This window comes from Lacticaseibacillus pantheris DSM 15945 = JCM 12539 = NBRC 106106 (genome assembly GCF_001591865.1).
In the GTDB taxonomy this organism is placed as follows: domain Bacteria; phylum Bacillota; class Bacilli; order Lactobacillales; family Lactobacillaceae; genus Lacticaseibacillus; species Lacticaseibacillus pantheris.
This window is the reverse complement of the sequence record NZ_BCVS01000063.1, coordinates 1-14,242: the sequence shown is the minus strand read 5'-3', so window position 1 is coordinate 14,242 and position 14,242 is coordinate 1. Positions and strand designations below refer to the sequence as shown.

Here is a 14,242-nt window from a genome sequence, read left to right as displayed (position 1 = left end):
AAGCCGCAGTCCCAAAGGCCACCCACGTGTTCGGAACCACCCTGCTGTTACCATTGAGCGACTCCGTGAAAACAGTGCACCTACCATTGTTCATAACCGTGCACTGTGGTACTCTATGCGCAAACTACATTATTAAAGAAGGAAATCTGCTTATGACCAAACCCATTATTGCAATGACCGCAGATGCACTCGCGGATACCAATCCCCGGATGCCTGACGACTACCCCACCTTTGCACCGCACGACATCAAGGAGGCCGTTTTCAAAGCCGGTGGCGTGCCCACCATCCTCCCGTTTCCGGACAACCCCGAACTGGCGGAGGACGCGGCAGCCGACATGGTGCCGCTCTTTGACGGCTTAATTCTGCCTGGCGGCCCGGACGTTGACCCCACATTATTCGGCGAGGAGCCCATGTGGAATCTGGGAGATACCTACTACCCCAAAGACTACTTTGAGCTGGCACTCATCAAGGCCGCGCTGGCAGCCGGCAAGCCGATCTTCGGCATCTGCCGGGGCATCCAGATTCTGAACGTTGCCCTGGGCGGCGACGTTTACCAAGACACGCACACGCAGAATCCTGACAGCTACATTCGCCATCCCCAGGTTGCACCACCGCACTACCCCACCCACCACGTGGATATCACCGCAGGTTCCCGACTGTCCGCGCTCCTGGGTGACCGGGCCTTCGTGAACTCCCGGCACCACCAGGCGGTCCGCAAAGTCGGTGCGGGACTGACCGTCACCGCTACAGCTCCAGACGGTATCATCGAGGGGCTAGAGTCCACTGACAACGACCTCATTCTGGCCGTGCAGTGGCACCCCGAAAATATGTGGCAGCACCACCCCGAACAATTCGGATTCTTTAGCGACATTGTTGCGCGCGCCCAGGCCCACAAAGCCGATTAACGTTAATTTCCCAAATGACCACTTTTCATCGTGCAGAATTCTCGATGAAGGGTGGCTTTTTTGTGTGCAACCAGCAACTCGCCCAACGGACGCTCAATTTCTACAGCTAATTGGTGTGACGGGTAGTCACCACGACGTTTTCACGTTACTATTAAAGCGGTTTGTAAAATTTCAGGAGGCATACACCATGACATCTACATATTTACCCGAAGAAAATCGGGCACAAAACATCGTCAACGGTTTACGGGAAAAGGGTATCCAGCTAGTGGAATTCATCTACGTCGATTACAACGGCGTCGCCCGCGGCAAAACCGTCACCATTGACAGTTTGAGCCGGCACATTGTGGACGGCGTCGGGCTGACTTTGGTCCAGTTTGCTGCCACCGCCCGTGACGAAATTGTGGATGTACCCGGGCTTACCCCCGTTGGTGAATCGCGGCTCGTTCCCGACCTCGACTCAATGCACATTTTGCCCAACCATCCCCAGGTAGCAACCTTCATGTGCAACCACCTCACCCAGGCAAAGGAGCCGTTCGCGGCCGACCCACGCAGGTTATTGCAACGGGTCATTGCCGACGCCGCGGCGGAGGGTTACGTCGCCAAAGCCACGTACGAAAACGAATTTATGTTGCGGGATAGCGAGACTGACGCGCCTGCCAACGACAATTTCTGCTTCGACACTGACGCCATGGAGTTTGCCTACGATTTTATTCCTGAAATGATTGACCAACTCAAACAGATGGGTATTAGCGTCGACAAGTATTACCCGGAAGCCGGCACTGGCCAACACGAGTTACCGATGCGCCCATACGGCTTGATGCAGGCCGCCGACAATGAGATTTGGTTCAAACGCGAAGTCCGGGCCGTGGCACGCAAGCACGGTATGCGCGTCACCTTTGCCCCCAAGCCGGACATGCAGACCGAAGGCAACGGTGGTCACATTCACCTCTCCTTGTGGGATCACGCCGGCCACAACGTGCTCGCGGATACCACTGATCCGGTCGGGTTGAATCAACTGGGCTACTACTTTGTGGGCGGTATCCTCGCGCACATTCGCGGCCTGGTCGCCCTCACGGCGGCGACGGTCAATTCTTACCAGCGACTACAGCCGGGCGAATGGAGCTCGGCCTACGCCGCGTACGGCAAAGACAACCGGGAGGCGGCCGTCCGCATTCCTTCCACCCAGTGGGACTACGCTGAGGCTACCGCGAATGTTGAGCTTAAAGCCAGCGACGCCACCGCCAACCCGTACCTGGCACTCGCCGGTCTGCTGAGCGCAGGGCTGGATGGTATTCACCACCAGATCATGCCTGGAGCCGCGGTGGACGTGGATCCAGCCACGCTCACCGCCGACGAGCGCGCGGACGCTGGGATTGCCCGGCTACCGGAAACGCTGGACGAGGCAATTACGTCTTTGAACGACGATCAACTGTTCACCGAGCTCATGGGCAAACAAATGTTGACCGGGTACACCGCGGTTAAACGTGCCGATATCAGCCACTTTGCGGACTACGATGACAACGCAATTGGCGTCGAGACCGCCCACCTATACTAAACATCGAGGAATAGAGATTTATGTACACTACAACCAGAGGCATGGACCCACCCGCTCCCCGTTGACGTTGCTACGTTCACGCAGGGAGGAATTGACATGTCATTCAACGAATTTGTCCAAACACTACCACTGCTGGATCACCACGCCCATTACCTAATCAAAGGTGATGTGGTCAACCGGTCGCACCGTTTATTACGTGTCTCCAGTGAAGCCGACGCCCAGTACCCCATCGCGGATACCGCTAACCGCCTTGCCTGGTCCGCCTTTCAAAAGGTTGCGCGTCAGTTTGACGCTGCGACTGACGCCGCGTATCGTGCGGGCACCCCGGCGGCCGAGGCGTTAAAACCGATGGATGCCAGTGCATACCGGCAGTACAACCGCCGCGTCTTTGCGGCCTACAACTACCGCACACTGTTTATCGATACTGGCTTTGTCCCGGACGACGCCATCCTGGACCTCGACCAGACTGCGGACCTGACCGGATTAACGGTCAGGCCAATCTACCGCCTCGAAACCCACGCCGAAAAGTTTATGGAGCGTTACGACAATTTCGATGAGTGGTCCCAACACTTGCTGGACGCCGTTAGCCAGGTACGCGCGCAGGGTTACGTCGGTTGTAAGTCCATCGCGGCCTACCGTGTTGGCCTACAGGTGACCACCGTTCGGGAACAGGATGCCCACCGCGCGTTTGATTTATGGCGCGCACACTTTGAGGATACCGGTTCGTCACGTCTCGAGGATCAGGACGTCATCAACTACTTGCTTGGGATGGTGGCCCCCGCCCTCATTGAACAACACCTGCCGCTCCAATTTCACGTTGGATACGGCGATGCGGACACCGACCTCTACCTAGGTAACCCGCTCTTGTTGCGGTCGTTCCTGCAGCATTTTTGCTACGACGGTCTACAGGTCGTTTTGCTACACTGCTACCCGTACCACCGGGAGGCCGGCTACCTAGCAAGCGTCTTCCCCGGCGTCTACTTTGACACCTCGCTGGTTAACAACTTGGCACCATCGAGCACGCAAAGCGTTGTCCGTGAGTCTCTGGAACTCGCCCCGTACTCCCGCTACCTGTTCGCGAGCGATGCCAGCACGTACGTGGAGATGTACGCCGTGGCGGCGCAAACGTTCAAAGACGCATTGGCGGCGCAACTGGACTCCGTGGGGACCGCCGACACCGCGCAGAAACAGGCGTGGGCCCGGATGGTTTGCTACGACAACGCGGCACAGCTTTACGGTGTGCCACTAAGCACCACCAACTAACACATACTGAAGGGATTTTATTTTTATGCAGAAGAAGCAATTATCATTACTGGAGGTCTTTGCACTCTCCATCGCCATGGTCGCGCCTACTGGTGCCATGGCCTTTAATACCGCCGGTGCCGCCAACATGGCCGGCATCAACGTACCACTCGCCTTTATTCTGGGTGGGATTGGCGTCATCTTCACTGGTATCAGCTTTGTTGAACTCGGCCGCCGCATCCCCGGTGAGGGTTCCGCATACGCCTACAACCGTCGCGCCCTTGGTGAAAAGGGCGGATTCGTATCGGGCTGGGCTCTTATCCTGACTTACATCACGTTCACGACCAGTAGCGCGGCCATCGTGGGTAACTTCCTGAATGTCTTCCTGGGCCACTTTGGTATTCACGGCCCCATTCCCCTCTACATTATCGTGGCGCTGGTCCTGAGTGACTGGTTGAGCCACCAGGGCATTGAGTTTTCGACCCGCTTTGCCCTGACGCTAGAAATTATTGCCGTTTTCGTGCTCGCCATCCTGACGGTGATCATCGTCGTACACGGCGGGGATGCCGGTAACACTTCTGCGCCACTGAACCCGAGTCACGGTACGCTGGGAACGCTCGGCGGGGGGATGATTTTCGCCCTCATGTCGTTTGCTGGCTTCGAAGGAGCGGCCACCATTGCGCCACGGGCAAAGAAGCCGGCTAAAGCCATTCGGGTGGCGCTAATCGGTGCCGTCCTGTTCGCGATGGTCTTCTACTGTATTGTCAGTTACGCCGAGGTCATCGGCTTTGGGACCAAGAATATCGCTAAAATGGCGGGATCCAGCGCCCCACTGAACTACTTGGCGACCCGTTACGTGGGTGGTTGGATGGCCATCTTCATCGACTTTGCCTCCGTCACGAGTTACTTTGCCTGCTTCTTTGGCGCCCTCAACGCCGGCGCCTTCATCATGGAGGCCATGGCCAACAAGGGGTACATGCACCCGTGGCTCGGCGAACTCAAAGGTGACAAGCAGACGCCAACCCACGCGCTCGACCTGATCTCTGGGTTGTCCATCTTGCTCTACGTGGTCTTCGGTATCTTTGGCCACATCAGTGCTACTAACTACTACAATTACTTTGGTACTATCGGCATGTACCCACTACTGTTGGTGTACGTGCTGGTTAACATTGGCGCCATTGTCTACTTTGCCAAGCACCGCGAACACTTTGGCTTTTGGAAGCATGTGGCGGCACCCGTGGTGGGTCTGCTAGTGATGGTCTTCCCTATCTACAGCAATCTCTGGCCGGTACCCGCAAAGCCGTACAACATCTTTCCGTACGTACTGATTGTGTGGCTGGTCATTGGTATCTTCGTTTACGTCGCCCGGAAACACGGGCAGGCTGAGGATTAGTAGCGATAAGCTAAAAAGGCAGTAACTTATTTCCCGGGAAATAAGTTACTGCCTTTTATAATGGGCCCGTCGATCAACCGCATAATCATGTAGTGACTAGTCTGAACACATCACTACTCCAAGGTCACAAATTGCCTAATCAAGTCTATTTTTTCATCGTCCCCATGGACCCACATTAGCTGCTGCCTAAACGCCACGGCGAGGAAACCATACTGTTGATTCAACTTTGCTTCAACGGTATCAACCAACCCATCAACGGTCTCGCTACCCGTTAATTTAATCACAATGTCAGTTTTGGGCATCTTTACTCTTCCCCCACTTTATTCTTGTCCTAGATACTGAGTCCCCAAAGATTATTGCCTAGTTGCTTGAAGGCGAAAAGGTGATCCCACAACTCAGTTTCCTCATCAGTGAACACTATGTGGTCGGATATTCGCACAACCTGTGCACAATCAAAAAATTGCTGTACCGCCCCAGTAAAGGCGACGCCGTCACTTTTCCTGAGGTCAATCAAGGCCTCACTAACGTACTTGGCAGTGGGCGAATCACTATGGTTAGCAGTGAGTACGGCTGCCAGTTTCTCCATAACACCGACAATATCTTCTTTCTTTACATGTGCCATAGGTTAACCCTCCGCGGTAATTATTACCGATCAACACCATTCATGTTACTTGAAACTGTACAATACTAATTTCCTAAGCTGTTACTGTTCCCACGCACACAGTGTATACCCATCCGCCTCTGCCTGCGACAACGTCATGGTCTCCACACTCTTGGCGGTGCGCAGGCCACGACAGTTAGGGTCAAAGTGGTACTTCTTTCCGGTAGGCGTGACGTACACCGTCCGGTTATCACCCTGGTCGCTATTCGTTGCCGTAGGAGCACTCCCCCTGCTGGAACTGGACGCTGCCGTTTGGCTGGCCGCCACCGCGCTCGTCCCGTCCGCATAGTTTAGGGTCACCCCGTCCTCAACGTTAAAGATGTAGACGTTGAACGCAACGGCGTTGTCCCCAACCGATTGCGCCATCATCTGCACGCCAGAGGCGAGTAAGTTGTCACCTTTGAATACTGGCACCACGGCGTAGCGGACGTAATGCTGATCGGACTGGTGCAAGTAATCGGCTATGTCGTCCTCATAGTGGAGCATCTCCGGACTGTTCAACGACCGGGTTCCGGTAATCAGGTTCCGCCAGTTGTTGTTCTGACCCGTTAGCTGGTAGCCAATTAAGTGACTGCGATTATACAGGTACCCGCTGCGCAAACGTTTGTTATGCCAGCCAGTTGGGTTCACCGTCAGTTCCTCACGCTTGGCGGTTGGCATCAACGACTGGTTCAGCATCGCCTCGGCGTCGGTCGCGCGATTCAGACTATCCAAAGCGCCATAATACTGCCACGACCCCCGAGCAGTGGATAATTCCGACTTAGTAAAGGTCGGGTGACCACCGTTAACGTCCACCGTCTGCGTACCCGAGTATTGCTGCTGCGCGAGGTTGGCGCTGGTAACCTTACGTTGGTGACGCTGCTTCTTGGTGACGTGCGTACGCGACTTTGCCTGAACCCGTTGCGTGGTGGTTACGCCCGCGGCCTGTCCGACCATATCTAGCTGCGTGCTACCAGTCGCTAGTCCCGTAGCAATTGCGAGTCCCGCCAATATTCCCAGTACTGTGCGCCGCACCCAGTGCCCTCTTTGTGCCATAACTACCTCTCGACCCAATTAGTTTGATGACCAATTCACCAGTAAAATACTTATCCAGTACTATTATCGCGCATATATGCCGCTACCGGCTAGCTAATATCGTCACGCATAAAAAATTGGCTGGCAGCAACGCGCCATTCTTTAGAATCTTTTACAACGAAATCGCTTGCAATAGTCAACGTTTACCAACATAATGTAGTGAATTGAAATCGGTCTTTGGGGGTAAGCATTATGAATACAAAGTTGCAGGTGTTACGGGCCGCGCTCGGCGTGGTTGCGTTAGTAGTCGTTGGTTTTGTGGCACTCATTGGCATTCAATTCGCCACGAGTATTCACATGGTACTCAACCCACCACTGGGCATCTTTTTAGTGGCAGTGGTGTTGACCGGCGTGGTGGCACTGTACATAATCAGTAAATTCTTCAGTCTATTACGTCTCATCGCCATGGGCCAGACGTTTACACAAGCGTCGGTGGTGGTCTTTAGGCGCATTCGTATCGCGACACTCGTTGCCGCCATTACCACCTTGGGCTCACTACCAGCTATGTACATGTGGGCGGACGGTGACGACGCTCCCGGTCTTATGTTGATTGGCCTAGGCGTGGCCTTTATCCCCTTTGCCATCTACGCCGCCTTTGCCGTGGTCGAACAGGTACTGCGTAACGCCGTGCAGTCGCAACAACACCCGGTCCACAACTAATTATTGAACGACTGATAAAAAATCACCCCCATGCGCAACGGGAGTGATTTTTCTATTTTGTGGCGTTAAAGCTCCCCTCAATCAGGTCGGCTAACTGGTCCACGGTATTCCAATCGGGCAACACCGCACTAATCCAGTGCGTTTTGTTCATGTGGTAGCCCGGCAGAAAGCCTGGTTGTTCCTGCAAAATGGCGTTCAATTCCGGATCAACTTTGAGATCCACCACATCCAACACTTCATGCCCATTGCGGCCGAGGCGGTCGGCAGGGACATCGAGCACCAACGCAAACCACTTACCGTTCGGATGCCGTATCGCCGCATAATGCGGATAATGCTTGAACGGGTGGTCAACCACCGCGTTATATTCGTTTACACAATAGCTAATAATATCAGCACGCGTCACTGGCCATACCCCGCAGAATATCTTGATTAAGTTTTCAGGTCATACTAACATACGTAGTGTGCTTGACCAAGACCAACTATGATAAACTGGTTGTGGCAAAGGGGTGGTACGAACCATCCCGACCCAACGAGGAGGAAATACCATGCAGATTACTCGGCACGACGAACCTATTCAAACTAACGGCGAACCACCAATGATTGGCCACGCGTTACCCGACTTTGAGGTCACCAACGCAGAGGGCCAAACGGTCCGCCCGGCCGACTTGGCTGGCCAATATACGCTGCTCAGCGTCGTTCCGGACATTGATACACGCGTCTGCAGCATTTCGACGAAGCGGTTCAACCAGTCAGTCGATAATTTTAAGCACATCAACTTCCTGACGGTGTCCACCAACAGCATCGATGAACAAGCCAATTGGTGTGCCGCCGAGGATGTCCACAGCATGCAGCTGGTATCCGACAGCGATCACAACTTTGGCGAAGCGATGGGCCTGTATGTCGACAATAACGGTACGGATGCCCGTAGCGTGTGGATTATCAATCCGGAAGGCAAAGTGGCGTATCGTGAACTCATCACCGAACAGACCCACGAGCCAGATTATGACAGTGCCCTGGCCTACTTAGAGGCACATCAAGAACTCGGATAAATCATCACTGCAATCACAAAAAGCGGCGCCGCCACATCAATCGTGGCGACGCCGCTTTTCGTTATACCCGTTAATTTATAATTCCACCCACGATCCGTGACGCCATTGGTCGAGGTCCACCGAAACCAAGACGACTTCCTCGTTGGGGGCCAATCTCCAAGCATTAGGGTTCTCGACCGCCGGGTATGGCGGACAGGCCAACAATCGCGCAATCCCCGCCTCGGTGTCCCGGAGCGCACACCGAGCGTCGCTAGCCCCTACGACTAAGCCTGGCAAATTCGGGCTTCTCACTGAAATAAATGGGCCCGCCTCGCCGTCCACATATTTAAAGATGACGGGGTAAGCCACTACCGGTCGCCTACGCATCATCGTAACACCTCCGAACGATTTGTTCACGCCAACACTGATACACACCGTTAGCTTAGAACGATCAGTCATCCGGAAAAAGGCTACACCGTAACCATTATTTTTTTATTACCGACAACCAGTTTATTTTTGCTGCCGCTGTACCCGGTAACGCAGTAACGTCCGCATCTTTGCCGGGTCCGTGCGCCGCGGGTCACTCAAATAAACCTCCCGGTGCCAAAACTCATCCATAATACTAATCTGCGTCAGGTCATTTACTGCCAAAAATGACTGCATTTTCGCAAAGGTGTTGACCTCATCATCGTAAGGCCCAACATGAATTGCCTGGACCGATAAACCCTCGGTGTAGTCGCGCCACTCAACTTGCGCGACCGCTAATTCAGGCTTCTTGACCTGCACCTGCTCAACGGCAGCTGCAAAGTCCGCCCGCTTAATAATATCGGGCTGGCGAATCATAACGCGGTACTGCAATGCGTCCTTATTGAGCTCGGCTCCCCGCGAACCGTCACTAGTGGTCCACACACCTTCAAGTGGGTAAACCGTGTACTCAAAGGGGGCGCCATACTCGCCACGCTTGGCGGCCATCCTCAATGTATAGGCCACCCCATACAAAGATTGAATGCGATCCGCAAATTCCGGTCCGTTAGGGTTGCCCGCTCCGTCAATCGTAATAAAATGCATGCTGGGTACATCGACCAGCTCAATCCCTCTAGGCAGATATAAATTTCGTTCCGTCTTGCGCCACTCATATTTTGCCATTCTGGCCCCCACTTTGGTCTAGTTACAATTTACTTTGATTGTACAAGATAAAACCGTGAGTTAAAAGTTGCGTGATATAAAAAACGCCCGCCACCCATAACGGATAGCGGACGTTCACAGACGGGCTTAAATTACTTAACAGTAACTTCAGCGCCAACTTCTTCAAGCTTAGCCTTGATGTCGTTAGCTTCGTCTTCGGTAACACCTTCCTTGACGTTAGAAGGAGCGGCGTCAACGACACCCTTAGCATCCTTCAAGCCAAGACCAGTGATTTCACGAACTGCCTTGATAACCTTAACCTTCTGCTGACCAGCATCAGTCAGTTCAACGTCAAAGCTGTCCTTAGCGGCAGCGTCGGCACCAGCAGCAGCGCCAGCAGCAACTGGAGCGGCAGCGGTAACACCAAATTCTTCTTCGATAGCCTTTACAAGGTCGTTCAATTCAAGGATGGAAGCACCCTTGATCTGTTCAATAATAGCATCTTTGTCCAAAGCCATGATTGAATCCTCCATTTTTTAAGTTTTGTGAGTAACGTTACGCGGCGAAGTTCAAGCGGCCATTAAGCAGCTGGTTCTTCGTCTTTGCCTTCTGCAACAGCCTTGACGACGTACGCGAAATCGCGAACAGGTGCCTGAATGGCAGATGCGATCATCGAGATCAAGCCATCGCGGTCTGGTAGACTTGCCAATTGGTCGATTTCTTCGAGACTGGCTTGTTCGCCCTGAATAATACCACCCTTAAGCTTCAGGGTTTCAAATTGGCCGGCGAACTTCTTACCAATGCGGGCCGGAGCCACAACATCAGATTCAGAATACAAAATAGCTGTAGGGCCAGTGAAGAGTTCGTCCAAACCTTCGTAACCAACTTTATCAGCGGCACGACGCAAGTAAGTGTTCTTAACCACTTCCATCTTGGAATCACTTTCACGTAATTCCTTACGCAGCTGAGTAACCTGGTCAACCGTCAAACCACGGTAGTCGATAACGACAACAGTAGCGGCGTTCTTGAGGTTTTCAGCGACTTCGTCAACAACCTTAGCCTTTTCAGCAATAATTGCTTCACTCATGTGTTTTACCTCCTTTGTAGTATTGTGGTGGAATTTTTATATAAAAAAACTCCATGTCCACCAAGACATAGAGGTATCGAATGTTGCTTGATACCACCTCGGCAGGATAATTAAGGCTGACGCCCCCTGAGTCTTAGGTGAAGTTTTAACACAAAGGATAGGTTACCATGTCCGCACGTTCCCGTCAAGCCATTGCAGAAAATACCCATACGCACAAAAATGGCTGGCGCCAATTTCTGGGGGCCAGCCATTGCCATTACTTATTCGTGCCGGCGCAGAATGCGTTCCTTCAACGATTCGTACTCCGTTTCTGATAACACGCCTTTTTCTTTCATTTCAGCGGCGCGTTCCAGATCATCAAAGTCGTCAGCCGACTGCGCCTTCTGGTGCTCTGCACGAAATTCTTCAGTGTCCGCACTGCCAGCCATTACGTAGGCTACCAACTCTAGCACCCCACCAACGACGGTAAAGATGAGGAAGAAAATACCCCAACCCAGCATAGTGTTGCGCTGCTCGATAAACTGCTCGTCGGTAGCGTTCCTGAACTTAAGCAATAACGCTCCGCCGATAATAATTGGTACACCAACCACGGCGCCAATCAGACTGAGTGTCAGTAATGCCCCTACCACGATGGACCAAATAGCACCAACATAGGACAGTGTTTTGGCCGTCTGTAAACTCGGTTTACGCATAATCTCATCCTCCAATAGTCGTGTCTTCTTTATACTGATAGCATAACAACCCTAACCCCGTTAGGCATCAGTCGTTAGACTGATTTGCCCCTTTTACTAATTGTCGTTAGTGTCTGAACCCTTGTCATCAACAATCTTTGACTCTGATTCGGTATATTGCTGCGATTCACCGCCAACCGACTGACTGCCGGTCGTGCTGGATGACTCAACTGTCGCCGACTGACTCTCAACTGCTTTAGTCGATTCAGTCGCCTCCGATTGGGTACCATCGGCATTTGCCGACGCCGCAACCGTCGATTGACTTGCAGAAGGGGCCACTGAGTCGTCCTTCAGCAACTGACTCTCTGCTGCACTAGCCGACTGATCATCTTCCGTAGCTGACGCAGTCGTTCCTGCAGCCTCACCGTTATCTGTAGGTGTGGCTTGCACACCCTCCTGCCTCAAAGCAGCAGCCTTAATATCATCAAACTCGGAGGCCGAAATCACGCCCTTTTCCTTCAAATCGTAAGCCCGTTCAACGCTACTGAAGTCCATTGCAGACCTTTGCTCCGCACCGCCAGATACGTAGCTGTTAACCTGGAAGTACGCAATCAACTCCAGAACACCACCGATAACAGTGCATAATAGGAAGAATATCCCCCAGCCCAACAACGCTCCCCGGTGCTCGTACAAAGCATCATCACTGTAATCGCGGAACTTTAGTAAAAGAACGCCTCCTACAATCATCGGTACGCCCATAATGATGCCCAGGACGGTTAAACAATAAAGTGCGCCCAAAACAATCGCAACAATGGCACCAATAAATGATAACGTTTTTGCAGTCTGTAGCTGTGAATTTTGCATGATTCTCTCCTCTAATATGTAACGGTAACACCCATGAAGTTGAGTATATCATAGTATTGGCCTGCTTTTAATGCTAAACATTACATATGGTAGCCTATATTGAAAATGGCAATATCAGCATGAGGTCCAATAATATTTGCCTGATCAATGGGCCAGACCGCGACACTGTCACAACATTTTTCACCATAAAAAAACGGCCAGTCCACAATTAAGGGACTGACCGTATCTTGTTAGTCTAATTAGAACTGGTTGGCGTCAACGCGGACACCAGGGCCAAACGTGCTCGTTACAGTCAGTGACTTAACGTAAACACCCTTAACCGTGGCTGGGCGGGACTTCAGCATCGTGTCGTTGAAGGACTGGAAGTTTTCCAGCAACTTGTCGGCATCGAAGCTAACCTTACCGATGATGGCGTGGATGATACCAGCCTTGTCGACACGGTAGGCAACCTGGCCGGCCTTGATGTCGTTAACGGCCTTGGTTACGTCCATCGTCACAGTACCAGTCTTAGGGTTTGGCATCAAACCCTTAGGACCAAGCACACGACCAAGACGACCAACCTGGGCCATCATTTGTGGCGTCGAAACGGCCACATCAAAGTCCATGAAGCCGTCAGCAACGTCTTCAACCAGGTCCTTGCCACCAACGCGGTCTGCGCCAGCTGCTTCGGCCTGCTTTGCGGCGTCGCCTTCAGCGAAGACGATCACTTTTTGGCTCTTACCAGTACCGTTTGGCAATACGATTGCCCCACGGATCTGCTGGTCGGCCTGCTTTGGGTCAAGGTTGAGGCGGTAAGCCACCTCAACGGTTGCATCAAAGCTTGCGTAGTTTGTTTCCTTAACTAAGTCGAGGGCTGCCTTTGGGTCGTACACCTTGTCGGCGTCAACCTTCTTCACGGCCTCGAGGTACTTCTTACCATGTTTTGCCATTCTGGGATTTTCCTCCTTGCAAATGTGGTCAACGGACGCGCACGTCCTTCCACTTGATTACGTCGGCTTTTACCGACAATCCGTCCTGCTGTTCCGGCTCAAAGCGCGGGTTTAGCCCTCGACTTCAATACCCATAGAACGAGCGGTACCTTCAACCATGCGCATAGCAGATTCTACACTACCAGCGTTAAGGTCTTGCATCTTCGTCTCAGCAATCTGCTGAACCTGGTCCTTGGTAACCTTGGCTACCTTCTTGGTGTTTGGTTCACCAGAACCCTTGGCAATACCGGCGGCCTTCTTCAAAAGAACGGCTGCTGGTGGAGTCTTGGTAACGAAGTCGAATGAACGGTCTTCGTACACAGTGATGATAACAGGAATCATGATACCTTTTTCCTGGTCCTGAGTACGGGCGTTAAATTCCTTCGTGAAGCCAGAGATGTTAATCCCAGCCTGACCCAAAGCAGGCCCAACTGGCGGCGCTGGAGTTGCCTGACCAGCGGGAATCTGAAGCTTAACGACGTTTGCTACTTTTTGTGCCACGAATAATTACCTCCTTATTACGTGCTGTGGTGTTGATGGCCAGTAGTTTTGGCCTCCCACTTGTATGCACAAAACATACTTGAATAATATACCACAGTCACTTAGGTGTTTCAAACATTTGCGCTATTGGTCGCCAGTTATTGTGCGGACCAATGTGTGTTTGCCGGCAGCGTTGGCCGGACCGCTACGCTAACAATTGCATCTCACAAGCAGACGCTTTCACCGTCCACAGATTTCCAAGAGTCCGTTGATTAAAATCTCAGTCACCCTGACCATGAACCCATGTATTCGGTGATACAGCCTTGCGTTTGTGATGTGCCCTGTAAACATGACGATTACTATCTGTCACTGAGCGTAATTACTGGAAGGTAGCAGTTGAACAAGCTGTTCATCAATAGGTTCGCAAATTTGGTTCTGGCCGGTAGGGAGTGCCATGGGTTGTGGAGACAACTGCACCCGGAACGGAGACCATCTACCGTTGGTTGTACTGGTGTGGTGGTGGAGGTTG

General features: G+C 52.6%; 16 protein-coding genes, 1 pseudogene and 1 other annotated feature. Of the genes and pseudogenes, 6 read left to right on the top strand and 11 right to left on the bottom strand.

Annotation, left to right across the window (positions count from 1 at the left end; genetic code table 11):
* Positions 1 to 152: 152 nt before the first annotated feature.
* From LPA02S_RS07630 to LPA02S_RS07615, 4 genes are all read left to right on the top strand, one after another.
* On the top strand, positions 153 to 905 hold the full coding sequence (locus LPA02S_RS07630) for a gamma-glutamyl-gamma-aminobutyrate hydrolase family protein (RefSeq protein WP_054649556.1): 753 nt from the start codon (positions 153 to 155) through the stop codon (positions 903 to 905).
* Between the two features lie 187 nt (positions 906 to 1,092).
* Entirely contained in the window at positions 1,093 to 2,460 is a 1,368-nt protein-coding gene (locus tag LPA02S_RS07625; RefSeq protein ID WP_054649592.1) for a glutamine synthetase family protein, read from the top strand.
* 96 nt (positions 2,461 to 2,556) lie between these two features.
* Positions 2,557 to 3,723: an amidohydrolase family protein gene (locus tag LPA02S_RS07620; protein WP_054649559.1), complete on the top strand. Its 1,167-nt coding sequence runs from the start codon at positions 2,557 to 2,559 to the stop codon at positions 3,721 to 3,723.
* Positions 3,724 to 3,748: 25 nt separating this feature from the next.
* A complete protein-coding gene (locus tag LPA02S_RS07615) occupies positions 3,749 to 5,095 on the top strand; it encodes an APC family permease (protein ID WP_056956357.1) in 1,347 nt (448 codons plus the stop codon).
* 113 nt (positions 5,096 to 5,208) lie between these two features.
* On the opposite strand, the gene LPA02S_RS07610 is transcribed toward LPA02S_RS07615, so the two are convergent.
* From LPA02S_RS07610 to LPA02S_RS07600, 3 genes and pseudogenes are all read right to left on the bottom strand, one after another.
* Positions 5,209 to 5,397 carry a hypothetical protein gene (locus tag LPA02S_RS07610; RefSeq protein WP_056956358.1) on the bottom strand — a complete coding sequence of 63 codons (189 nt, stop codon included), beginning with the start codon at positions 5,395 to 5,397 and terminating at the stop codon, positions 5,209 to 5,211.
* Between the two features lie 29 nt (positions 5,398 to 5,426).
* Positions 5,427 to 5,717, bottom strand: a complete 291-nt coding sequence (locus tag LPA02S_RS07605; RefSeq protein WP_056956359.1) for a hypothetical protein — start codon at positions 5,715 to 5,717, stop codon at positions 5,427 to 5,429.
* A gap of 309 nt (positions 5,718 to 6,026) precedes the next feature.
* Positions 6,027 to 6,791 (bottom strand): annotated as a pseudogene (locus tag LPA02S_RS07600) (DNA/RNA non-specific endonuclease); the annotation flags it as partial.
* Between the two features lie 231 nt (positions 6,792 to 7,022).
* On the opposite strand from LPA02S_RS07600, the gene LPA02S_RS07595 reads away from it, so the two are divergent.
* Positions 7,023 to 7,490: a DUF2975 domain-containing protein gene (locus LPA02S_RS07595; protein ID WP_054649566.1), complete on the top strand. Its 468-nt coding sequence runs from the start codon at positions 7,023 to 7,025 to the stop codon at positions 7,488 to 7,490.
* Between the two features lie 52 nt (positions 7,491 to 7,542).
* Here LPA02S_RS07595 and LPA02S_RS07590 read toward each other — a convergent pair whose 3' ends face one another.
* On the bottom strand, positions 7,543 to 7,893 hold the full coding sequence (locus LPA02S_RS07590) for an MmcQ/YjbR family DNA-binding protein (RefSeq protein WP_054649568.1): 351 nt from the start codon (positions 7,891 to 7,893) through the stop codon (positions 7,543 to 7,545).
* A gap of 142 nt (positions 7,894 to 8,035) precedes the next feature.
* Here LPA02S_RS07590 and LPA02S_RS07585 point away from each other — a divergent pair, with 142 nt between their 5' ends.
* A complete protein-coding gene (locus tag LPA02S_RS07585; RefSeq protein ID WP_054649570.1) occupies positions 8,036 to 8,539 on the top strand; it encodes a thiol peroxidase in 504 nt (167 codons plus the stop codon).
* Positions 8,540 to 9,028: 489 nt separating this feature from the next.
* Here LPA02S_RS07585 and LPA02S_RS07575 read toward each other — a convergent pair whose 3' ends face one another.
* The 7 genes from LPA02S_RS07575 to rplK form a co-directional block, all read right to left on the bottom strand.
* The gene (locus LPA02S_RS07575; protein ID WP_054649573.1) at positions 9,029 to 9,664 is read right to left on the bottom strand and encodes a GyrI-like domain-containing protein; all 636 of its coding nucleotides are present in this window, start codon (positions 9,662 to 9,664) and stop codon (positions 9,029 to 9,031) included.
* Between the two features lie 131 nt (positions 9,665 to 9,795).
* Positions 9,796 to 10,161 carry a 50S ribosomal protein L7/L12 gene (gene rplL, locus LPA02S_RS07570; RefSeq protein ID WP_054649576.1) on the bottom strand — a complete coding sequence of 122 codons (366 nt, stop codon included), beginning with the start codon at positions 10,159 to 10,161 and terminating at the stop codon, positions 9,796 to 9,798.
* A 62-nt stretch (positions 10,162 to 10,223) separates the two neighbouring features.
* Positions 10,224 to 10,730 (bottom strand): 50S ribosomal protein L10, encoded by a 507-nt coding sequence (gene rplJ / locus LPA02S_RS07565; RefSeq protein ID WP_054649578.1) that lies wholly within the window; start codon positions 10,728 to 10,730, stop codon positions 10,224 to 10,226.
* A gap of 34 nt (positions 10,731 to 10,764) precedes the next feature.
* Positions 10,765 to 10,886: a sequence feature (ribosomal protein L10 leader region), on the bottom strand.
* A gap of 104 nt (positions 10,887 to 10,990) precedes the next feature.
* Positions 10,991 to 11,422 carry a DUF5362 family protein gene (locus tag LPA02S_RS07560; protein ID WP_054649580.1) on the bottom strand — a complete coding sequence of 144 codons (432 nt, stop codon included), beginning with the start codon at positions 11,420 to 11,422 and terminating at the stop codon, positions 10,991 to 10,993.
* 96 nt (positions 11,423 to 11,518) lie between these two features.
* Complete coding sequence (locus LPA02S_RS07555; RefSeq protein ID WP_054649582.1) at positions 11,519 to 12,265, bottom strand: DUF5362 family protein; 747 nt, start codon at positions 12,263 to 12,265, stop codon at positions 11,519 to 11,521.
* 239 nt (positions 12,266 to 12,504) lie between these two features.
* Complete coding sequence (gene rplA / locus LPA02S_RS07550; RefSeq protein ID WP_056956361.1) at positions 12,505 to 13,194, bottom strand: 50S ribosomal protein L1; 690 nt, start codon at positions 13,192 to 13,194, stop codon at positions 12,505 to 12,507.
* 111 nt (positions 13,195 to 13,305) lie between these two features.
* Positions 13,306 to 13,734 (bottom strand): 50S ribosomal protein L11, encoded by a 429-nt coding sequence (gene rplK, locus LPA02S_RS07545; RefSeq protein ID WP_054649586.1) that lies wholly within the window; start codon positions 13,732 to 13,734, stop codon positions 13,306 to 13,308.
* Positions 13,735 to 14,242: the final 508 nt, after the last annotated feature.

Excerpts from the sequence above, each read along its gene's own strand:
- LPA02S_RS07555 (WP_054649582.1), bottom strand. The coding sequence starts at position 12,265 with ATGCAAAATTCACAGCTACAGACTGCAAAAACGTTATCATTTATTGGT.
- LPA02S_RS07575 (WP_054649573.1), bottom strand. The coding sequence starts at position 9,664 with ATGGCAAAATATGAGTGGCGCAAGACGGAACGAAATTTATATCTGCCT.
- rplJ (WP_054649578.1), bottom strand. The coding sequence starts at position 10,730 with ATGAGTGAAGCAATTATTGCTGAAAAGGCTAAGGTTGTTGACGAAGTC.
- LPA02S_RS07620 (WP_054649559.1), top strand. The coding sequence starts at position 2,557 with ATGTCATTCAACGAATTTGTCCAAACACTACCACTGCTGGATCACCAC.
- LPA02S_RS07585 (WP_054649570.1), top strand. The coding sequence starts at position 8,036 with ATGCAGATTACTCGGCACGACGAACCTATTCAAACTAACGGCGAACCA.
- LPA02S_RS07560 (WP_054649580.1), bottom strand. The coding sequence starts at position 11,422 with ATGCGTAAACCGAGTTTACAGACGGCCAAAACACTGTCCTATGTTGGT.
- LPA02S_RS07595 (WP_054649566.1), top strand. The coding sequence starts at position 7,023 with ATGAATACAAAGTTGCAGGTGTTACGGGCCGCGCTCGGCGTGGTTGCG.
- LPA02S_RS07630 (WP_054649556.1), top strand. The coding sequence starts at position 153 with ATGACCAAACCCATTATTGCAATGACCGCAGATGCACTCGCGGATACC.
- LPA02S_RS07615 (WP_056956357.1), top strand. The coding sequence starts at position 3,749 with ATGCAGAAGAAGCAATTATCATTACTGGAGGTCTTTGCACTCTCCATC.
- rplA (WP_056956361.1), bottom strand. The coding sequence starts at position 13,194 with ATGGCAAAACATGGTAAGAAGTACCTCGAGGCCGTGAAGAAGGTTGAC.
- LPA02S_RS07625 (WP_054649592.1), top strand. The coding sequence starts at position 1,093 with ATGACATCTACATATTTACCCGAAGAAAATCGGGCACAAAACATCGTC.
- LPA02S_RS07605 (WP_056956359.1), bottom strand. The coding sequence starts at position 5,717 with ATGGCACATGTAAAGAAAGAAGATATTGTCGGTGTTATGGAGAAACTG.
- rplL (WP_054649576.1), bottom strand. The coding sequence starts at position 10,161 with ATGGCTTTGGACAAAGATGCTATTATTGAACAGATCAAGGGTGCTTCC.
- LPA02S_RS07610 (WP_056956358.1), bottom strand. The coding sequence starts at position 5,397 with ATGCCCAAAACTGACATTGTGATTAAATTAACGGGTAGCGAGACCGTT.